A 23,847-nucleotide genomic window follows, 5' to 3' on the forward strand; every position below is an offset into this window, starting at 1 on the left:
TCTGTTTTTCTTTGATAAGACGCTTGACGATCGCTGACAGCTCCGCCGCGCAGGCGTCATAACGGTCTTCAATCGGATCTTCGCCGTCAGCCGCACATACGGCGCCGTTTATGTCCTCAGCGTTCATTCCGCCATACAGCGTCACGTATCTGAAAGACTCTTCTTGTCCGCCGTCTTCACCCGGCGGTGATTCCTGCCACTCCGGCTGAAGCAAGAGCGGTTTTCCCTCCGTTTCCTCTTCCAGAAAACGGGCGGTGAGCCCCGTCAATCGGACGCATACCTCGCCGTTTTCATCACACAGCTCAATATGATAGGCGCCGTCCGCTGAGGAAAGCACCGCCCACATCGTCTCCCGGCACGCAGAAAACACCTGCATATCCCGGAGAGCAAACGGCAGAAACGGCCGTCCGGACGCGGAACCGTCTGAGAGCACGAGACCGATAGAAGCCTGAAGGGCGGCGTCCAGCATGCTCGGATGCAGGATGAACGGCTCCTTTTCTTCGCGGACGGACGGCGGAAGAGTGAGCTTCGCGAGCACTTCTCCGCTTCCGGCGTAGACGGCGTCAAGCGCCTGATGAGACGGTCCGTAGGTGATGCCGAGACTGTCGAATGCTTCATAGCACTCAGCCTTTGACATGCGCCGGCCGCCGCAGCGCGCCTGAACCGCCTCCACATCGAGTACCGGAGCACGCTCCGTCTCTTCGAGCACGGCCTTTCCCTGGAAAAAGACAAGCGGCTCTTCTCCTTCGGCATATGCTTCAAAAGCGATGTCTCCGTTTTCTTCCGGCTGAAGCTTTACATGAAGCGTCACTCCCTCAGAAAGCGCCGTCACCGGGCGAAGCCAAACGATCTGTTTGAGCCGGACACCCGCTTTCCCGCACGGCAAGTCCTCAGCGGCAAGCGTAACGGCGGCCCGGGCCATTTCTAAAGCAGCCGCGCCCGGAAGAACCGGTTTTCCATTGACGATGTGATCGGCAAAAAACGGTTCATGCCCTGAAAAAACAGAAGTAAAGCGCTGGGCGGTAAAAGTCGACGTATTCGCATGGAGCAGCGGGTGAAGCTTTTCACGTTCAGCTGAATTCCGGCTTTCAAGCTCTCCCTGAAGACCATCGGACGCCCAATACGTCTGCCTGGCAAACGGGTAGCCCGGCAGATTGCCGATTCGCGGCAAAGGTCCGCCATAAAGCAAGTCCCCTTCGATTTCATAACCTTGACAATAAAAATCTGCCAGCACGCATAACAGTTCCTGATATTTTCTATGGTCAGAATATGAGGCGCTGCACTTGCCGAGCACTTCTATTATGTGCTCCTGAATATGCTGTCGGCCTGCAAAGTGCTGCGGTACTTTTCCCGAAAACACATAAGGATGATGTTCATTAAGCTTTGCCTGCTTCCATACATACACTGCGTCATCAGCATCTTGAACCACGATGGCGGCGCGATGGTTAAAGTGATGCCGTCCTTTTAGCAACGTATAGCTGAGCTGGGCTAGATCATTTTCTTTCAGTCCGCCATTTTCCGCCCAAGTAATCATATCTTCGATTTTTTCCTGAAGGGCCTCCTTTGTTTTTGCTGATAAAGTCAGTAAATAAGCAGGGGTATCCGGATGAGGTGAAGCGCTGCGCTTATAGCTTTCCATAACGACATGGGCGTTTGTTCCGCTCATCCCGAATGCGCTGACTGCCCCCATTCGGTTTTTATCCGGCAGAGAAGGCCACGGTTTACCCGTTTTATTCACATAAAAAGGACTCTTCTCCCAGTTGATATAGCGGTTTTCCCCGCTGCAATGCAGACTGGCGGGAATCATTTCACGGGAGAATGCCTGTAAAAGACTGATCAAACTGACAATGCCTGACGCGGCAAACGTGTGGCCGATATTGGTTTTAATTGATGTGAGCGCGCAAAATGCTTCTTCGTTTGTATAGGCAGAAAATGCGTCATAAAGCGCGTTAATTTCCACCGGATCACCGAGTTTTGTACCCGTGCCGTGTGTGACGATATATTCGATATCTTCAGGGTTGATACGCCCCCGGTCATAAACGGAAGTAAGCAGCCGGGTCTGCGCGACGCCGCTCGGAGCGGTAATTCCGTTTGTTTTCCCGTCATAATTGATGCCGCTAGCCCGAATCACCCCGTAAATCGGATCACCACCTTCTTCCGCCTCTCTCAGCGGCTTCAGAACAACCGCCGCGGCCGCTTCCCCGGGAACCATGCCGTCAGCCCTTTTATCAAACGCGAAGCATTTCCCGTTTTCCGACAGCATTCCGGCTTTATCTATCGTTTCAAAAAAGTCCGGAGTATTCATGATATTCACCCCGGCCGCAACAGCTGTTGTACACTCTTTATTCTGCAGGCTTAATACCGCCTGATGGACAGAAACGAGCCCCGAAGAACATGCTGTATTTATCGCCATCACAGGACCTGATAAATTCAAGTGATAAGCCAGCCGCGCCGCCAAAATACCGTTATGATGAGACGTGACATTGCCTTTGTCCCGTGTTAAAAGGTGATAATCTCCTTCTTCCGCACCCACAAACATACCGATCGTCTGCTGCCTGATGTGACTGGCGCCGTAGCCGGCGTCCTCAAGGGCCCTCCACGCTTCCTGTAGAAGAAGCCGCTGCTTCGGATCCATCGTTTCAGCTTCCCTCGGCGATATTTCAAAAAATAAAGGGTCGAATTCGTCCGCCCCCGGTACAGCGCCGAGTTTCCATTTTGAACTTGTGAAGCCTTTTTTTGCGACCGGTGCGACAACGTCCTTTTCCTGAAACAGAATGTCCCACAGCTCGTCCGCCGTGCGCGCCTGAGGAAAGCGGCCGCTCATGCCGATAATGGCAATGGAATCAGCTGCCTGACTGCCCTCGGTTCCGGCGTTCAGCTTATTTCTTCCCCTCTGCTTCTTTCGCTTTTCCGTTCCTGCCTTTTCAAAGATAGATTGATCTGCGGATTCAGGTTTCTTTTCTTCATAGACATGCTCTATGACGGACTTGTGTTCCGTCAGAAAATAGCGGACGACCTTCTCCAGTGTGGAATGTCCGAAAAACAGGGCCGGGGTCACTTCAATTCCGTAGTGAGCGGACAAAGAAGAAGCGAATTCCGCCAAACTGATAGAATCAAAGCCGAAATCAGCCAAATTGTCAGCGTCCGTCAGTCTGTTCTTGTCTATTTTCAAAAGCCCCGCCGCCAGTTCCTTCACATCCCAGCTTACGCATTCTTCCAGTGTAAAGCCTTTCATTTCACTCCGCCTTCCTGAAAACGGGACGTTCCTGTGTACAGAACCCGAAATCGGCCGTTCGCCTTGATCTATCTGCAGGAAGCGTTTGGCCCTCGACGGAAAGCCGGCCAGGACGAGATACTGGCTGGACGGCTGGACTAACAATGTTTCAAAAGCTTCGAGTCCTTCCTCTGTGTATAAATAACGCTGTCCGCTTGATTTTAAATACATATCGGTGCTTTCCGCCGTGCCGACATGCATCCCCCCTTCTTTCCAAAGCGGCCAATTGATGGCAAGTGACTTGCCGCTTCTGAGTCCGAGGCTCACAAGTTTATCCCGGTGACGGACAAAAGCCATTTGGAAGCGGTTCCCCATGGCGTAGTCACAAGAACCGAAGTCTCCTAAAATCGCTGAAGAAGAAGAGAAACAACAGAAGAAGTCAAGCGGCTCCCGTGACAGAACCTGATCTAACACCGCGGTGCCGTCCGCTTTTGGCGATAAGACTTGCTGAAAGGTTTGCAGATCTTTCTCCAGAATGCTTTCAGTGCCTTGAAGACCTGCAGCGTGAATGACACCGTGAATCGGCCCGCATCCTTTCTCTTTCGCTTCTTGCAAACCTTTCTCCATCTGAGCCTGATCTGCGGCATCCGCCTGCACGTAAAACACCTTGGCGCCTGATTCTTCCAATCTCTTTATCTTGTTCAGCACCGGGCCGCCTGCCGCTGATCTCCCCGTCAAAATGAGCGTAACCGGTCCTTTTTCAGCAAAATATCCGGCAAATAACAAGCCTAAACCTCCGCATCCGCCGGTAATCAAGTACGTTTTTCCGCTTTTTATCACACGCTTCTCAACAGGGGCAATATCCGTCTGCTTCATTTCCATGACGTGACGGATTTCCCCACTGTACATGACACTGCGGAACGACTCGCTGTGAAACTCTTCACATACGTTACGGATCAGCTTTTCAAACGGTCCTTTTTGTCCAAAATAAACCGAGGCCGTATCCGTCTCCGGCAGGATCAGTTTCAGCGACCGTTCCAGCCCGATCCACGACTCGGCGTAATTGATATCGGCATCGGTCCCGCACTGAGCGGAAAGAAGAATTCGCCTCGGTTTAGAACGCAAAGAAGCCGCTGCGCGGATCACATGATACAGAATGGAATAGTCTTTCACGGCCTTTTCATCTTCAAGCGGCCATCCATACAAAACGGCATCCGCTTTGCCTGCAGCCGTTTCAATATGCCGAAACGTTTCTTGATATGCTTGTCCGTCAGTGATTTTAATTTGATAATGCGTGTTTGAAAGCTTTTGAGTTTCCTCACCCTGTGAAATAAAAAACACGCCGGCTCCCGGATAAAGGGATTGTAAAGACCGATAAGCATGCTTTCTGGCAGCTTCTCCCGTAAGAAAACAGATGACCGTTTTCAGCTCTTCATGAATGGATTTCTTCAGAGGCTGCTGCGCCCACCTTTCCTCAAATATCATCATCTCGGAGTGTTCCTCTTGCCCGTGATCCTGCTGAGACGGCTTTCTCATTCTCACCCCTTTGATTTCTGCGCAGACAGTGCCGGTTTCGTCACAAAATTGAATGTCACAGCCGGTTTGATTCTTTTTATTCATATACATCCACATGCCGGATGAGCACGGACGCATGACGCGCAGTTCTTCAACCGCTTCAGGCACGATATGGACTGACGGCTCCGTTTTTGCCAGGACATGAAAAGCTGCGTCCAGAAATTCCGGCGGCAGATGATATCCCGGATTACGGACGCTTTCATCTGTAAGAGCAAGCTTCGCCCAAACCGCATTTTCTCCCGTATAAAGCTTTTCAACGGTGCGGAACTCCTTACTGATCGTTACACCTGATGTGCCTGGTGTTTCATAATCGAATGACAGCGGGCGGCAGTCTTTTTGTAAGGAGGCAATATCAAGCACGCGGGATGGCTGTATGTTCCCTTGCCCGATGATTCCATAATGATGCAGCTTCTCTTCGTCACTGTATATTTCATAATGGATGCCTTCCTCGTCTTCAGACAGAAGGGAGAGATTGACGCCCGCACCGTGATGTCCGCCGGTAATCGGGTCAGTCCATGCCGCTGTTCGGATCCATATCTCTTTTTCGCCAGAGCTGTCTGCCGCATGATGATAAGCCGCAAGCGCCATTTCTAAATAAACGGCTGCCGACAGAACCCGCTCCCCTCTCACATCCTGGAAAACGTGTTCCCGGCCGGTAAAAGATGTATGATAGCTTTGCTCCGCCAAGGTTGACGTATTTTCATGCAGGAAAGGATGCACATATTCAGTTGTTCCTGTTTTTGGTTCTTCCCGCTTCATCCAGTAGCTTTCTTTTGCAAATGGATAAGACGGCAGACTGATACGATGCGGCAGCGCGCCTTTATATAAAGATGCCCAATCGACGGGCGCCCCGTGAACCCAGGCATTCAAAAGACTGTCAAATTGACGTTTTTCCATCCAATCACTGACTGTGCCTTCCGTCTCTGTGACAGCACTATCACTCCGGCCCGTAAACACCCCGCTTACGGAACCGGCATTATTCAGAAAAGCAGTCAGCTTCTGTTCCAATTCAGAAACAGAGTCCGCTGTCACCGCCAGCCGTTCTTCCATCGGGACTCTGCCGACTTGAAGGGTAAATGCCGCGTCAAGCAGATTTGCATCTGTAATTGTTCCGTTTCCGGCGGCATCCGACAGCAACAGAGCCTGCTCTCGCAAGCGGTCTTTATCCTTTGCCGATAAAACAAAAAGCGCCGGACGGCCGGAGTCCGCCGAAGTCATTTCAGCCGGTTCATACTCTTCTATAAGCAGGTGGGCATTTGCCCCGCCCGCTCCGAAAGAAGATGTACCCGCGATTCTCGGATATTCCCGTGTTGCTCCTTCAGATTCTATGACCGGCCGTCTCCATTCCGCCGTTTCCTGCTGCACGATAAAAGGAGAAGTTTCAAAATCAATTTCCGGGTTCAGCTGCTTTGAATGCAGCGACGGCACCAGATATCCGTGTTTCATCTGAAGAAGAATTTTGGTGACCGCAGCAATGCCCGCCGCACTTTCCAGGTGTCCGATATTGGATTTAACAGAACCGATGGAACAAAATTGCTTTGCATCCGTATAGCGGCGGAAAGCCTTGGTTAACCCCGCGATTTCAATCGGATCTCCCAAGGAAGTGCCGGTGCCGTGGGCTTCCAGATAGCTGATTGCTCTCGGGTCAATCCCTGCCCGCTCCATCGCGTCTGCGATCACTTCCCCTTGTGCATTCGGGTTCGGAACGGTGAACCCGTTCGTTTTGCCGCCGGCATTCAGAGCGCTTCCTTTAATGACACCGTATATATGATCATGGTCTTCAACAGCCTTCTTCAACGGCTTTAACACGATACAGCCGACACCTTCTCCGTCAACAAACCCGTCGGCCTTATCACCGAACGCTTTGCACGCGTTTGACGGCGACAGCATTCTCATAGAAGAAAGTCCGATATAATGAACCGGATCTGTAATCAGGTTTACGCCGCCGGCAATCGCGCATTCAGATGCACCTGTTCTGATGCTTTCTGCGGCGAGATGAATGGCGGTTAAGGATGAGCTGCATGCGGTATCGACCGCGATGCTCGGACCGTGAAAATCAAACACATAGGATACGCGGTTCGGGATAAAGTGGTAGTGGGCCCCTGTCGGATAGTTGCCGTTCATGACACCCGCAAAGACACCAACCTTTTTACCGGCGCATAGTGAATCAGGGGTATACCCGGCATCCTCAAGGGCCGCATAAGCGGTTTCCAGAAACAGTCTCTCCTGCGGGTCCATGCGCTCCGCTTCTTTCGGGGAGATTTTAAAAAACAGCGGATCAAATTTATCAATGTCTGTTAAAAAGCCGCCCCACTTTGTATACATCCGGCCTTCCTTACCTTTTGTCTCATCATAGTAGTCCCGCCAATCCCAGCGGTCTTTCGGAATTTCGGTGATTCCGTGTTCACCGGTCTTTAACCGTTCCCAGAACTCATTAACATTTTCAGCTCCGGGATACCTCCCGGCAAGACCGACAATTGCCACTTCAAGGTGTTTTGACGGCGGTTCGGAAGCGGGCGGCGCTTTTTCAGAAAAAGATGCTGCTTGGCGCTTCGTCAATCCGGCACTTTTTTTGCGGCTTTGCTTTTTCTGTAAAGTGTGCGGCGTCTTTTCAGCTTCTTTATTTGTCTTGAAAATCCCAGCCATATCTTCCTGTCTTGAGCTGACGAGATATTCCGCTAATCCGCCGATTGTCGGATACTCGAAGAACAATGTGCTGCTGATATCAGGAACGTCTTCCCGCACGCGGTTGGTCAGCTGTACGATTAAGATGGAATCGATTCCGTATTCTTCAAGGGGCGTATGGGCTTGAACGTCCTCAATCGGCATCTTTAAGATGACGCTGACGATCTGTTTCAGGTACTCTGTGCTTTTTTCAAGCAAAGAGCCGGATGATACCGCTTCAGTATGACGGACTTCTTCAGAAAATTGCGCATGCAGTTCGCGCTCCTTCGTTTCAGTCAAGTATGCGGCAAGCTCTTCTATCGTCCGGTATTCAAAAAACAGCGTGCTGCTGATATCAGGGACGAGATCACGCAGCTCATTCGTCAGCTGAACGATCAGAATAGAGTCAATGCCGTATTCATCCAGAGGAGCCAGCGGATTTATCTCTTCTGCCGGCATTTTTAATACTTTTGCCGCAGCCCTTATCAGAAAAGCCGCTGTCTTTTCCGCAAGCCCCTCTCCCGCTTGTTTGATGGGGAGCTGACGATCAGAGGATGGTTGCGGTACGTTTGACTGGCGTTTTTGCGCGGTGTAAGCTTCCCTGCTCTGCCTGATGACTCCGTTGCTTTTCGCCGTGATAATCTGCTGGGTGTGCAGACGTTCGTTTTCAGCCGGAAATTGAATGGAATGAAAGCCTTCAGCCATTAAAACGGATTTCCATGTTTCCGGATAAAGACCGGGGCACCCCGGAATCCGCAGCGCCTCGTCTTCGTACAGCCACCAGCCCTCTAATAAGCCGAATGTAACATGTGTAAACGGCGTATGCCCGCCCAGTTCATTAACGAGCAGCAAACCGTCCTTTTTCAATACGGCTTTTGCCGTCCGTAAGGTTTTCCGGATATTTTTGGTCGCATGCAGCACGTTTGCGGCAATAGCGATATCGTAGGTTCTCAGATGTAATCCCTGGCCCGCCGCAGGCTTCTCCACATTAAACAGCTGATACGTCAAATACGGATTGTCCGCGCCGTATTCCTTTTCGGCATGCATTAAAAAAGCTTTTGACAAGTCGGTATAACAGTATTCCTGAATATGGTTTTGATAGGGGCGGAGCTTTTTAAACAGTGTGCTGCTCGTTCCGCCGGTGCCCGCTCCGATCTCCAGCAGACGGATGTTTGCCTCAGGATTGTTTTTAATTACATTTTCCACATAAATACACGCTTCATTTGCCAGCACATCGTTGTAATAATCAGCGAGAATGTTATGCTTATAGATTCCTTCAACAAGCTCCATTGAAGAATCGGGAAACATCACGTCAGTGGCTTTTATTTTGCCTGTTAAAATGTCAGGCAAAGCTTGAATGACGGTATCCGCCAGCAGAGCCTGCGCTTTCATATCCGGATCTTTCAGCCATTCGTTTTTCTTCTTATGCCACTCTTCCCACACCGCGGCCGTTTCACCGCTTTTAAAATCGCTGTCTAAAAGACGTATGCTTTCTTCCAGCCAGCGCTCATATAAAGGCAGACAGGAAGCCGCCGGCGCTTCGCCGGTCAGACCCATTGAACGCAGCGTCACCCGCAGCACTTGCAGCAAAAGCCGATTCAATTCTTTCATTTGATTGCTTATTTCTGTTCTTAAGGATAACTGTGTACGGTCTTTTTGTTTGTCTCCCTTACCCAAAACCTTATCCTCCTAAGAAAATTAAATTTGCTCCGTCATTTTGACAGGCAATCAGATAGTCACAAATTCATGAGGGTTCATTCCCTCGATCGGAATCGGCTTGGTCAGCTTCATCAGCCCCATGCGGGAGATCGGCTGCGTCAGCAGAGTTTCCAGCGCCTGCATCCCTTCCGCCCGGCTGATCAGTCCGAGACCGATTGCACTCAGTCTGTCAAACTCTTCAGAAATGTGATTGTCAGCCCGCTCCCAATACCCCCAGTTCATCACTTTGACCGGGCATGACAGCCGTCCGGAAAGCTCATGGGCAAATGCGTCTTTAAATGCGCACCCCGCCGCATAATGACTTTGATTCGGATTCTTAATATATGAAATAACCGAAGAGAAAAAGAGAATAAAGTCCAAAGACTCTTTCGCAAATACTTCGGCAATGTTGACGGAAATATCCACTTTCGCCGCAAGGCCGGCGTGAAACTGTGATTCTTCCATATCTTTTACGCTTTCATTCGCAAATACCATCGCTGAATGAACGACGCCGCTGATGGTGCCGTATGTGTTTTTAATCTGTTCATAGGCGCGCTGAAGCGATGGAAGATCAGAAGCATCTGCGGCTATATATTCGGGAGCCGGGCCTGATGGCCGGTACCGGTCTATTTTTTGGCGTATCCGGCTGTCCAGCGGCCGCCTCCCGATCCAGACGACTCGGGCTTTATACGTCGTCACCATATAATCTGTCCAAACCTCGCCGATGCCTCCCGCACCGCCGATGATGACATATACGCCTCCATATCGGTAAGGAACACTTTCAGACGGCTCGCTTTGGACCGGAAGCAATTGAGGCCGGTGCCATTCCTGATGTCTGCGCACCCATGCTTTACCCGTACGGTCGCGGGGCAGGCTGAATATGTCTTCTGCGGGGAAATCCCCCCCGTCTTCAAGATCGACCAGACGGATGTGCCAGCTCGGATGTTCTTTTGCGAGAGACCCGACGAAACCGTGCACACTGGAATGAGCGGGACGCACCTCATCATATTGGGTGATAGGCTGTGCTTGGTGCGTAATCACCGTCATCCCGAGCTGCTCTTTTCCATACCCGAGACCGATAAGAGCTTTGGCCGCTCTGAAAATTTGCAGCACCCCGCTTTTTTGATCATGGATGTAAGAATCAGCCGGCTGAGGGGCAAACCAGATCATATGCTGAATCTCACCGAGACGGCGGAGCCGATCGGATATCACTTCAACGGAAGCACTTTGGCTGCTATCAAATCGCACAGCTTTAGGAAACAATCGTAAAACCGCGTCCGCCTGCCCGTCTGTACCGCCTATGATGACAGCTTTTGCTTCAGAAATGGGGAAGCCGGTTTGGTTGTCTATCGGTTCCGCGTCCCATACCTGCATCAGTTTGACGGCTCCGGTAAGGTTACCCGGCAGATCGTATTGCTTATTATCGGTTACGGCCGGCGCACTTTCGGCCATCCGGGCAGAAAATCCTTTTATTCTTACACACACATTGCCGCGTTCATCACATATATCAATGTCCATTCTTCGCACGGCCGGTGTTTCATGCGTCACAAATACGGCCGCCCACATGTTTGGACTGCACGGATGAAAAACGGTCAGTTCATGCAATTCAAAAGGCATTAACGGCTGCTCCGGATAACCCGCTTTATCTTCATTCATAACGCCGATGGCCGCCTGAAAAGCGGAATCTATCAGACTCGGATGGAGCACAAACTGTTCGGCCTCATCACAAACGGAAGCCGGGAGCACCAATTTAGCCAAGGCTTCTTTTTCCCCGCAATAAATGTGATCAATTCCTTGATGTGAAGGTCCGTATACAATTTCCGCCTTTGCAAATGCCGCATAGCAGTCTTCCTTTGACAGCATTTTTTTGCGGCATCGCGCTTTCAGCTGTTCAATATGCAAAACCGGCGCCTCAGACAGCGGCTCAATCACAGCACTGCCTTCACAATAAATGTCTGAATCGTTTTCATTGCTGTACACTTGAAATGAAACATTGCCGTTATCCTCTAAGGAAAGACCTGTCGTCATACGCAGCGGCTCTTTTTTATGAACGGCCTGGCGTATCCAGCTGATATACCGCAGCGAAATGCCGGTTTTAGCCGTGTATCCAGCGGCTAACGGCGCGGCAGCCAGTTCAGCCGCGGCTCTCGCCATTTCAAGATAAGCCGCCCCGGGGAGAACACGCTTGTTTCGGACGATATGATCGGCTAAGAAGAATTCATCTCCGTTCAGTATCGTGCTGAATTTTTGTTCTAACAAATCTGATGTATTGCGGTGAAGCAGCGGGTGAAGCCTGCTTTCTGTATTTACGGAAGTGACGGGATGATCGGGCTCCGGTATCCAATAGCGGTCCTTTGCAAACGGATACGTCGGCAGACTCATCCGGCGCGGCTTCTCCTCCTGATACAGCCGCGTCCAGTCTATCTCAAATCCTTTTGACCACAGCTCCGCAAGTTTTTTGTAAGTGCCGCTGTCCGTCCATTTTCGGATCAGCTCCTCCGTATCCTGATCATCATTCAGGAAATCCCTGAATTCCGCTCCGCTATCAGACCGCCCTTGAAAGCAGCCGTCAATCTGCCGTTTTCGTTCTGTAAATTCGGTTAATTTCCTGACCAGGTCCGCTTGATCGTTCACTAAAAAAACAAGCCGTTCTTCCATTGCCAGCCGTCCCGTTTGCAGCGTATATGCCAGTGACCGCAGGGAAAAAGGTTCTTTAGGCTGCTTCTCTAAGCCGGACTGACCGAAAAGACCGGAAAGAAGATTCTTATGTTTCTCATCGTTTGTCAGACATTCTGCTAAAGTCCGGACGGAAGTATGCTGTATGAGATCAGTCATGTCTATTGCCAGCCCGTATTGATCCGTCAGCCGCTCAGAAAACTGTGTCAGCTGCATGACATCCAAGCCGAATTCCTTCCAATCCTGTTCACCATCTACCGAGCCGGCCTCTACATGCAGAACTTCGGCCAGAGCACCGCGCAGCACATTTTCCAGCTGATTTTGCATTGTATCTGTTTTGTCATGAAGCGGCCCGCTTCCTTCAACCGCTTTATCTTTGAGAAACATCAGCAGGCGGGCAGCGTATTCCTTCAGCCGCTCCGGATTTTTCGCTGATAGAGGCACGATATACGATCTCTCTTGATTCTCCGTAATGCCGGGGTTTTTGGGCCTGTACTCTTCTAAAATGAGATGAACGTTTGAACCCGTCGCCCCGAATGAACTGATGCCTGCGCGTCTCGGACAGGAATGTTCACTGCCGTTCTCTGTATACGCCGGCTTTTTCCATGACTCGGTTTTTTGCTGCACGTAAAATGGCGAGTCCTCTAAACGGAGATACGGATTAATCGTCTCTGAGTGCAAAGAAGGGACAAGCGTTTTGTGAAACAGCTGCAAAACCGTTTTATGAAGCCCGCTGATCCCGGCGGCTGATTCCGCATGTCCGATATTCGATTTAACGGAACCGATCGCACAAAATTGCCGATCCTCCGTAAACGTGCGGTAAGCTTTGACAAGACCTTGTATTTCAATCGGATCTCCTAAAGAAGTTCCGGTTCCGTGCGCTTCCACATAAGAAATCGTCCGGGGATCGATCCCCGTCTTTTCAAGACATTCAGCTATCATATCCCCCTGCGCCACTGGGCTCGGCACGGTAATCCCGCTGACGGTTCCCACGTGATTGACGGCGCTGCCTTTTATCACCGCATAAATATGATCCTTATCTTCTTCGGCTTTGTGAAGCGGCTTCAGCAGCACGGCCCCGATGCCGTCAGCTGAGACATAGCCTGTGCCGCCTTCGCCGAACGTGCGGCACAGCCCGTCACTCGAATGCATATCCATCAAGCCGTATGTGATATATTTTGTCGGGTGCAATGATAAATTGACGCCTCCGGCAAGAGCTGCTTCACATTCACCGCGTCTCAGACTTTCCGCCGCCATATGGACGGCCGTCAGAGATGACGAACACACCGTGTCAACCGCCATGCTCGGCCCGTGAAAATTGCAGAAATATGAAACCCGGTTTGCGATCGGCGCATAGTTCAAGGGATAAGGAAAGACCAGCCCTTTGGCCGCAGCTTCAGCGCCGGCGAGAGAATAATCCATATGCATCACCCCGGCAAACACACCGACGTTCATTCTCTTATTCGGCCCTTTCGGCTGAACGATTGTTTCCGGGGTGTAGCCCGCATCCTCAATCGTTTCCCAGCATGTTTCTAAAAACAATCGTTCTTGCGGATCTTTAGCTTCTGCCTCGCGCGGAGAAATCCGGAAAAATTTCGCATCAAAACAATCCGGATCGTCTATAAAACCGCCCCATTTGGAAATCGGCTTGCCGGACGGCGATCGCAAATGCTCATATTTCCTCGTATCCCAGCGGGAACGAGGCACTTCCGTTACGCTGTTTTCTCCATTTTTTAAATTTGTCCAGAATTCACGAAGATTTTTGGCGCCGGGGTACCGTCCCGCCATCCCGACAATCGCAATATCTCCATTCTGCGTTCCGGCTGACGCCGATTTTTTCACACGGATTTGGGTCGTCCTCTTTTTTTCCCTGTGCAAAGGTTCAGCATTTGAATGCCCGCTTTGAGCATGGCCGAAGCCGGCTCCGTAATGTTCGCACAAATATCCCGCCAATTCCGCGATTGTCGTGTATTCAAATAACAGCGTCGGCAGAAGCTGCGTTCCGATTTTTCGTTCAATTTCCTTTACCATGTCCAACAGCCCCGGAGAATCCAGCCCCATTTCATAGTAGCCGATATCCGGGTCGATCTCTTTCACAGGTTTGTTCAATCGGGCGGCAAGCAATTCTTTTAAATAAAGGATGCACTGTTCAGTAAGGCCGGCGGAAGGCGCCGGTTCCGCTTGCGGAGCCGGGACGGCATTCCGCCCGTCAGGTTCTTTCTTTTGCCGTTTCTGATTGATCAGTTCCGGGTCCCTCACCCGTTTATTGGCGAAGTTTTTCAGTTCGCCGACTTTTCTGCCTTCCTCATTGAAAAACTCCATTGTCACGTAAACGAGATCTTTCTTACGGGTGACGGATTCTTTTTTTATCTTGGTGATACATGTCGTCTGCAGCAATTCGGCGCAATAAAACGATTCATAAAACAGCGGCAGAAATAATTGCCCCTCCTCCCTCGTCAAAGGAGCGAGATATACATTGGAGCCGATGCTGCTCGCATCTATCAATGCGGGATGAAACATCGCCTCTTCTGCATGTGCCAGCTGATCCTTTTGCACCGACAGATCAATATAAATCTCTTTTTCAGTCTGGTAGACGCTTCCGCAGCCTTTCATCATTCCTGAATGAACCAGTTCTTGATCCCTGCATTCCGCGTAAATGTCCTCAAGCGGTATTTCTGCCGCCGTTTGTTTTACGGCATCCATCCGGACGCTCTCTTGGAAGCCGGCGGGCTTGACGGAATGCATTTGCGCCGCGGCATATATCTTTGTCTCTGCTGCTTCGTCACCTTGTTTTTGCCCTTTCACCTCTACCTTCCATTGCCCTTCGCCGTTCTCTGTACAGTCAACAGAAAGCAGGATTGTTTCTCCCTGTTCAGGAGCTAAAGGGTGAAAAATCGATAAGTGCCTGAGTTCAAGGCAGGCATGAAAAAAACCGTTTTCTCTGAAAGTCTGATAGATCAGGTCAATATAAGCCAGACCCGGCAGCAGTTCCTTTCCATAGGCTTTATGATGTTTCAGAACGGGATGCTGATTGTTAATAAGAAGCTGCTCTTGCATATGAACTTCCTCCATATCGACGTTCAATTTTCAGCGCAATCAGTAAGTCTTCATTTGTTTCCAAAACGTATTCGGGCGGGACTCATGTGCGTTTTCATGCAGGTTTTCAGCTTTGTCCGAACGGATGGGCCGGCGTTTTAATTCCTGTCTCGGCAAAGGCTTTCTAACCGGGGTGTACGCCTCTTGCTCCCAGGCTTCCACTATGACATGGGCATTCGTCCCTCCGTCAGCGAAGCTGCTGACGGCGGCAATCCGCGGTGAATCCGTCCATTCACGCAGCGCGTGCGAAAAATAAAACGGCGAGGCGGACAGATCGTAATGCGTCATCGGCTCTTTGCCCGAAAGGAAAGGCACACGCATTCGGCGCGAAAGCATAAGCACTGTTTTAATGAATCCGGCAATCCCTTCAGCGCATAACGGGTGTCCGATATTCGGCTTCATCGACCCCAATTCGCAAGGCGCGCTGTTTTGCATACGGTACACCGCTTCAATCGCCCTCAGTTCCAAAAGGTCTGTTACTTCAGAGCCTGAACCGTTTGCTTCAATGTAGCTGATATCCTCCGCTTTTCTGCCGCTTTTGGCAAGCGCCTTGGCCATCACTTCTTTCTGCGCCTGTATATTCGGTGTGGCAGGCCCTGCGGTTCTGCCGTCATTGTTTACGGAAATGCCTTTAATGACCGCATGAATCCGGTCCCCGTCTTTTACAGCCTGGGCCGCTGTTTTTAAATACACCATTCCGACGCCTTCTCCCAATACGATGCCGCCGGTGCGGCGGTCAAAAATATGAAACGCAGGCTCTTCGCTTAACAGATTGCGAAGTTCGAACATCCGGTGGGTTTGACCGGATTCCAGCAGACTGACTCCCCCGACCACCGCTGAGTCGATTTCACCGCAAGAAAGCGCCTGTATCGCCATATTCATACCGACAAGCGCTGAAGAACAGGCCGTATCCAAAACAAGACTCGGCCCCTTCAAATCAAAAAACTGAGAAAGATTGGCCGCCAAGTAATTCGGGCCGGCGGCGACTATCGGATTTTTTGCATGCTTCAGACGGTTTTCGTCAGGCATACTGCCGCCGCGTCCTCCTAAATAGACACCGGCTGACCTGCCTTTCATTTCTTGTAAAGAGTAACCGCTGTCTCTGAACAGATGAAGCGCCTCTTCTAATATAAGAAAGGACTGGATATCCATTGCCTTGATGTCTTCTTCGGGAATAAGGAAAAACTCCGGGTCAAAATGCGTTACATTTTTTAAAAGGCCCGCATAATCCGCCTTCTCCGTTTTCCAGCGCTCTTTCGGCACCCTTTGAATGGCCGACGTTCCTTCAGACAGCAGCTTCCAATAAGCTTCAATTGATTCAGCTCCAGGAAAACGGCAGGACATTCCGACAACAGCGATGTCTTGCGCCGCTGCAGCGCCAGAAGGCTGAATGACAGCGGCTGCTGTTTGTTTGGGAACGTCCGGGATTACAGGCTGAACCGGTTTTGAAACGGCATCTTTGATTTCCGGATATGCTGTTTCAAGCCATCCCGCCAGCGCAGCAACCGTAGGGTATTCATACAGCACCGCCGGGTCAAGGTCAGCTTTGATCCTCTTTCCGATCGCTCTGGACACTTGGGCAAGCATGATGGAATCGGCTCCGTAATCTTGAAACGGTGTATCAGATTCAAATCTTGACGGCTCCAGTCTTAATTCCCGGCAGCAAATGCCCGTCAGCCACTCCTCTACGCTTTCTGTCTCACCCTGTACATGCTGCTTTGTTTCGGTAAGGCCGGTTGAAAGCATCAGACGGTCGGGCTCCCATTTTTCCGGGTGAATGACGGCCGGCATAATAACAGATCCGCAATCGCCTGCCATAACGGCATCAAACAGACTCAGCCCTTCTCTGTCAGTGATGCTCTTTAAACCGCTTTCCAGATAGGCCCGGCTTTTTGATTCGCCCATACCCGTTTCTTTCCAGCTCGGCCATTGGATGCTCAGCACCGGAAAACCTTTTGCGGCCGCAAAATAATCCATATAGGCGTTAGCCATGGCATAATCGCTTTGTCCCGCTCCTAATTCCGGCATCACGCCGGACACTGAAGAAAACAGCGCAAAAAACCGGAGAGGCTCCTTGTGCAGCGCTTGATACAAAAGGTCCAGCCCGTCTGTTTTAGGTTCAAGCACGGGCATCATCTGTTCTCTCGTTTTGCGGATAAAGGCTGGATGATCGAGATCTACGGCTCCCGCTGCGTGTATCACGCCTCCTATCGGCCCCATCTTCTCTTTCACCCGGCTGACGGCCTGCTCATATTCAGGGCCGGAAGATACAGACAGCACTTCCGTCCGGACACCTTTTTGTTCGAGCTCTCTGATTCTTCTCACTTTATCGGAAAACGGGGAATTCCGTTTGATATGATCATCCCACTCCGCTTTCGGAGGCATTGTTTCTTTTCCGGTAAGCACGAGTTTCGTGACTCCGTAACGTTCGGCAAAATGCCGGGCGAATAAATATCCGAGTCCCCGGGTCCCTCCGGTGATCCAGAGCACATGGTCTTTCGGAAATGAAAATTCTTTTTCAGCTAAGCTGTTTGTTTCCTTTAACCGCGCGTGATAGCGCACACCGTTTCGGTAACACACTTCGATGTCTGCAGAATCGCGAAAAAACTCCTCTGCGATCTGGTTTGCCAGCTCGGGATCTTCGGCAGTCCGTTCTGCATCCATATGCCGCGAGCGGATATCCTTATACTCACTTTGGAGCATCCGGTACAATCCGGCCTTTTTTGCACCTGAGAGATTTATCGTTTCATTTGCAAAAGGTTCAAGCCCCTTTGTCACACAAAGCAGCTGAAGCTTTCGGCCGCGGTTTCTGTTGTCAACGAGAGACTGCAGACGATGAATCCAGCCGTCATCATGCTTGATTTCCGTCCCGCACCCCGTCACATCAATCAGACCGCCAAATCGGGCCGCGTCCCCGGATATTTCCGGTGATGCAGCGTCAATGATTTCAGACTCGGGGAAATAACGGGACAGCTCAACGGCCAAATTTCCTGTCTGGTGATCAGCGGCTATTCCGATGACGCCCCGCACTTCCTTAGCCGGAACACGGCTGCTTTCTGCCCAGCTTTTCTGTAAAAAGCGGAATTCACGAAATGTTTCAGAATGTGTTTCAGCATCACGAACATTGTCCGGCGCTGCATCGTCCGGCCAATAACGATCCTTTATAAATGGATAACCGGGAAGGCTGACGCGATGCGGCAGGCTGCCGTTATAAAGCTCTGACCAATCAATCTTCAGCCCTTTTACCCAAAGTTCCAGAAGCTTCGCGAATTTTTTTCTTTTCATCCATTTACGGACGGCTTCCTGCATATCTTCATCCTTAAAAACGGCTAGAATATCTTTATACTGTTTGCTTTTTCCCCTGAAGCAGCCGTCTGTTCCGCCGTCAATAAAACGCTGCAGTTTTTCCGCTAACTGCTCTGTCGACGTCACAATAAACGCCGCACGTTCTTCCATCGCTTCTCTTCCGGTTTGAAGGGTGTAAGCCGCATCCCGGAGGCTGCGGTCTGTGACGTCATTTTTTCTGATCGCTTGAAGAAGCTGCTGCGCCCGCTGCTTCAGGCTGGCCTCCTGTTTGGCGGATAATAAAATGACTGCGGGATCTTCATCTGTGAATGGCTCAGAAATCTCCCTATCAGGTTCAATATATTCTTCTATCAATATGTGGGCATTTGCCCCGCCCGCGCCAAAAGAAGAGATTCCCGCGATTCTCGGAATCTCTTTCTGCGCTCCGTTTTCCTCAATGACCGGCCGTTTCCAGTCTGCCAATTCACGCTGCACCGCAAACGGCGTCCGGTCAAATGCAATATTCGGATTCAATTTTCGGCAATGTAATGAAGGAGCCAGCTTTCGTTTTTGAAACTGGAGCAGCAGTTTTGTTACACCGGCGATGCCTGCCGCGGCTTCCAAATGCCCGATATTGGATTTAACTGAGCTGATGGCGCAAAAGCCTTTATCTGACGTTTTCGTTTGAAATGCGCGGGTCAAACCGTCAATTTCGATCGGATCTCCGAGTTCAGTGCCCGTGCCGTGGGCTTCGATACAGCTGATCATCCGCGGATGTATTCCTGATTTTTCAAGCGCGCCGGAAATCACGTCAGCCTGGGCGCTCGGACTCGGCACTGTATACCCGTTTGTTCTGCCGCCGTGATTGATATGAGTGCCGCGAATCACCCCGTAAATATGGTCCTTATCAGCCATCGCTTTTGACAGCGGCTTTAACAGCACGGCCCCGACGCCTTCCCCGGGAACAAATCCGTCCCCGCCTTCACCGAAACTTTTGCACGTTCCGTCTTTTGAAAGCATTCGATAGGCGCTGAGCTCCGCATAAGCCGAAGGATGCGTATACACATTCACACCGCCGGCAATCGCCATGTCACATTCGCCGCGAAGGATGTTTTCACACGCTTCATGAATTGCAGTCAGCGAAGACGAGCACATCGTGTCGACCGGCATGCTCGGCCCTTTCAGATTAAGAAAATAGGAAACTCTGTTGGCCGCTGAACTGAACGACGTTTTTGGCTGCAGGGTGCCGCCGTTTTTCCAGTACATTCCGTACCCGTTTTTCGTAATGCCAGCAAAAACGCCGACCCGGCCGTTATACAGATTCTCAAGCTGTTCCTTCGTATAACCGGCATCCTCCAGCACCTGCCAGCACATTTCAATAAAGAGACGCTCCTGCGGGTCCATATTCAAAGCATCACGGGGTGAAATTTGAAAAAACAGCGGATCAAAGAAAGCGGCATCTTTCAGAAACCCGCCCCGCTTACTGTAACTTTTCCCTGCTTTCACGGCCGCTTCGGGATCAGGGTTGTAGTACTTGTCCTTTTCCCAGCGCTCTTCGGGAATTTCGGTCACACAGTCTTTTCCGGCCGCTAAGTTATCCCAGTACTCTTCAAGTGTTTCAGCTTGCGGATAACGTCCGCTGACTCCGATAATCGCAATCCCTTCTTTTGTCTGTTTCTCATTGGAAAAAGCAGACCGTTTCTTTCGCTTGATAAACGACGGAAGCACCGGAAAATCTTCATTTGCCAAAACCTGTTCTGATATGCCTGAACGGTGCTCATCATCATTTGTCCATTTTCGGCATTCATTCGGATAATCCGTGACAAAGTGAGCTGCCAGGGAGCCCAGTGTCTTATATTCGTAAAAAACCGTTTTGGAAAGGTCACCGAAAAGCAGAGACAATTCGCGGTTTAATTTCGTCACAGTGACTGAGTTTATTCCGTAGGTTTCCAGCGGCTCTTCAGTATCTATGTTGGAAACAGCAATTTTTGCAGTCAGGCCAAAAAGCGTTTTGAGCTGAAGAAGCGTTTGTTCATACAAACGTTCACTGCGGTGTTCGGCATTGGTTTTTCCGGAAGCGCCCGTCTTGATGACAGGCTGCAGCTTCAACCCCGACAGAGAAGCCCATATTTTTCCTTCTTCGTCACATAAATCAATATAAAAGCTCCCCGCCTTCTCTTGTATCTCGGCCCATACCTTGTCAGGACAAGATTCATAAAACAAAAGCTCGTCCAATGAAACCGGGGCGAGCGTTTTATATTCTTTGCCGCCAAGCAGCGCGCATGCCTCTGTCACACTTTGCATCACACAGGGTGGGAGGCCGAATCGGGCGGATTCTTTTTGGTCTGTCAATGGAATTGTTATGTCTGCCAGCATCCGTCCTGCTGAGGCGTAAATACGCTCAATTCCTTTCATGTGCTCACTGTATTGAACGGTATCGTTCTGAGTGATGGCTTCAATTTGCTGCTTATCCATCAGGGAACCGCTGTTTTCCTTCAAGCGGCTGATATCCAGCATGCCGGGCGCAGCATCAACTGGCTGAATCGTCCCTTGGCTGTACACATCATAATGACTGGAATCAGCAGAAAATGGATTATAAATCTCAAACCTTTTGGCTTCACCCTCTGCGGGTATCAGCCTGATCTCGATATGGAACGGCTCAGCCTCAGTCAAAATGGGCTTTGACCACACGATATGCGTCAGCCGGACAGCCGCAGTCTCCTTTACTGTCAAAACAGCCGCAGCTCTCGCCATTTCCAAAAGAAGTTCTCCGGGCATAAGCTTTTTATGCTGTAAAGAAACATCAGCGAGAAAAAATTCCCGGCCGCTGAAAGCTGCCGAGAATCCCTGTCCCGTTTCATCGGAAATATGCTGCTGAGCAAGCGGATGAAGGGAATCCGCTTGGCGAAGTCCCATCCGCATATCATAATCGCGCAAAATGCCGATCGCATCCTGTTTTGTCATTTTTTTATTTTTGACGTCAGAAAAAACCCGGTGCAGAAACTCTTTCATATGGTTTCCTCCATTACGCTAATCCCTGTAAAAACCGATCGTTCTTTTTACAGCGGCTTCTATGCTTATTTCGTTTTTCTCCAATTCATCAAGCAGGCGCTCATAAGTCTCAAGCGGGGACGTATCAGTCTCATAAGTCTCCCGGTGCCTTATATGCTGCGCACTGTGCGGTATCCAGCAATGTGTTTTCGCAAAAGGATAGACGGGCAGGCTGACTTTTTTCGGTCTTTCGTCCGGATATAATTTACTCCAATCAATATGCAAGCCTTGCACCCATAATTTTGCAAGCCTTGCATACTTTCCTGCTTCAATCCATTGATCTACGGCCCCGCTCATTTCTGCGTTGTCCGTCATCTCTGTAAACAGCTGTTTCATCGCTTTGTTCCGGCCTGTAAAGAAATTCTGCCCCGTCTCCTTGCCGCTGAGGAAATCATTCAGCGCGTTCGTAAGCTCTTCTTTTGTTTCAGCAATGACGGCAAGGCGCTCTTCCATTTCATCCCGGCCAAGCTGAAGCGTATAAGCGATATCCGCAAGAGCTCCGTCAGCTGAATGTGACTTTTCCAAATATCTGCGCAGCTGTTCCGCACGTTCCTTCAGCTGTTCCGCCGTCTTTGCCGAGAGAATGAATAAGGACGGCTGAAGTTCACCGGCCGTCCATTGTTTCTCTTCAACAGGAGAAACATATTCTTCGAGCACGACATGAGCATTGACACCGCCAAATCCGAACGAGCTGACACCCGCTCTCCGCGGCAGTTCATTTCCGCTATCATCAGTCGCCGCTTTCCACGGCTGAGTGTCGCGGACGAAATAAAACGGGCTTCCGTCTAGGCTGATATACGGATTAACGGTTTCACAATGCAGACTTTTAACGAGCGTTTTGTGCTGCATCTGCAAAATAATTTTTAAAAGCCCGGCCATGCCGGCGGCAAGCTCTGTGTGGCCGATATTCGTTTTGACGGAACCGAGGCCGCAATGAGGCTGCTCGGGTGCCGTTACTCCGGCTTTCTGATAAAGCGCTGCAAAAGCCGCTTTGAGTCCGTTGATTTCTATCGGATCTCCGAGCGCCGTTCCCGTGCCGTGGGCTTCAATATAACTCACTGTACGGGGGTCGATGTTCGCTTGCTGATACGCTTTTATCATGACTTCTGTCTGTGCTTTCGGATTCGGCGATGTAAGGGAAGCAGCCCTTCCGCCATGATTTTCCGCCGTTCCGCGGATAACGGCATAAATACGGTCGCCGTCACGTTCCGCATCGGATAATGTTTTCAAAACAATCATGCCGGCACCTTCAGCTCTGACATACCCGTCCGCTTGATCGGAAAATGTTTTGCAGCGCCCGTCTTCACTGAGCATTCCCGCTTTATTAAAGCTGATATGCATATCCGGCGACACAATAGCATTGACGCCTCCTGCAATCGCGATGCCGCAGTCTCCGGCCTGAATTGCCCTGACCGCACGGTGGACAGCGACCAATGAGCTTGAACAGGCGGTTTCAATCGGTTCGCTCGGCCCATGTATATTCAGAAAATAGCTCATGCGGTTCGGACCGATTGACGGAACCGTCCCGGCGGCGGAAGAACCCTCAATCTCTATATGGAACTTTGAAGCTTCCTGGGCGTAACCGCTGTTTGCCGTGCCTGCAAAAATGCCTGTATTTGTACCTGACAGGCTTTTGGCAGAGCAGCCGGCATCTTCAATCGCTTTCCATACATGCATCATTAAAAGTCTTTGCTGAGGATCCATCATTTCGGCTTCATGCGGAGAAATACCGAAGAATAAAGGATCAAATTGAGCGGTTTCATCAATGAAGCCGCCCCACTTTACATTGCTCGCATTTTTATCTTTCTGCGGATCTCCGTAATACTGTCTCCAGTCCCAGCGCTCCGGCGGTATTTCAGAAATGCAGTCTTTTTCTCCGGCTAAATTCTCCCAAAACATTTCCGGATTTTCAGCCATTGGAAATGCACAGCTGATTCCGATTATCGCCACGGGCTCTTCAGGTGCAGCTGCGGTTTTTGTTTTAGGAAGGCGGGACGGAATCGAGAATGGCTCCGTCTTCATTTTTTTATGCTCAACCGGTTTCTCCGTTTCTGTTTCTTCCTGTGAGCCGAATGTATCCGGATGTTCCGTCAGCAAGTATTGGGCAAAACTAAAGACTGTCGGGTATTCAAAAAACACGGCCGGCGTCAGTTCAAGCCCATACATTTTATTTAGTTCATTTGCAAACTGCGTGAATGAAACCGAATCAAAGCCATAATCTCTCATCTCTGATTCAGCATCTATTTCTTCTTCTTTCACCTTCAGAATGCCTGATATCATATGTTTGAGTTCCGCTTGTACTTTATTTGGCAGATGGACGTGCGTCTTCCTTGACACATGAATGCTATGGGACGGTTCTGACGCTTCAGGCATCAGGTTTTTTCGAATCCGTTTCTCGTCGCCTTCTGCCACCATGACCTGGTGTTCTCCGGAGGCAAAAGCGGCGTAAAGCGCCTGGATGCCTGAAGCCGATCGCATGGCTTTCATTCCGGTCTGTTCATACATCAGCCTTTCTGTCTCTTTGTCCACGCGCATACCGCCTTCTTCCCAAAGCGGCCAGTTGACGGACAGGGTCTGCCCGCTCCGCT

General features: G+C 50.5%; 4 protein-coding genes. All 4 read right to left on the reverse strand.

What is annotated here, in order from left to right:
* Positions 1 to 9,130 (reverse strand): SDR family NAD(P)-dependent oxidoreductase (locus G9F48_RS19020; protein ID WP_165409957.1); only part of this gene is annotated, 9,130 nt, incomplete at its 3' end.
* A 51-nt stretch (positions 9,131 to 9,181) separates the two neighbouring features.
* Positions 9,182 to 14,884 carry a type I polyketide synthase gene (locus tag G9F48_RS19025; RefSeq protein ID WP_165409958.1) on the reverse strand — a complete coding sequence of 1,901 codons (5,703 nt, stop codon included), beginning with the start codon at positions 14,882 to 14,884 and terminating at the stop codon, positions 9,182 to 9,184.
* A gap of 39 nt (positions 14,885 to 14,923) precedes the next feature.
* On the reverse strand, positions 14,924 to 21,220 hold the full coding sequence (locus G9F48_RS19030) for a type I polyketide synthase (protein ID WP_165409959.1): 6,297 nt from the start codon (positions 21,218 to 21,220) through the stop codon (positions 14,924 to 14,926).
* A gap of 18 nt (positions 21,221 to 21,238) precedes the next feature.
* The coding region (locus tag G9F48_RS19035; RefSeq protein WP_238785899.1) for a beta-ketoacyl synthase N-terminal-like domain-containing protein at positions 21,239 to 23,847 on the reverse strand (2,609 nt) is incomplete at its 5' end.

Source organism: Bacillus sp. EKM420B, assembly GCF_011065565.1.
GTDB classification, from domain to species: domain Bacteria; phylum Bacillota; class Bacilli; order Bacillales; family Bacillaceae; genus Bacillus; species Bacillus velezensis.

Bases quoted from the DNA above. Each gene is read 5' to 3' on its own strand.
- G9F48_RS19025 (WP_165409958.1), bottom strand. From the start codon at position 14,884: ATGCAAGAGCAGCTTCTTATTAACAATCAGCATCCCGTTCTGAAACAT.
- G9F48_RS19030 (WP_165409959.1), bottom strand. From the start codon at position 21,220: ATGAAAGAGTTTCTGCACCGGGTTTTTTCTGACGTCAAAAATAAAAAA.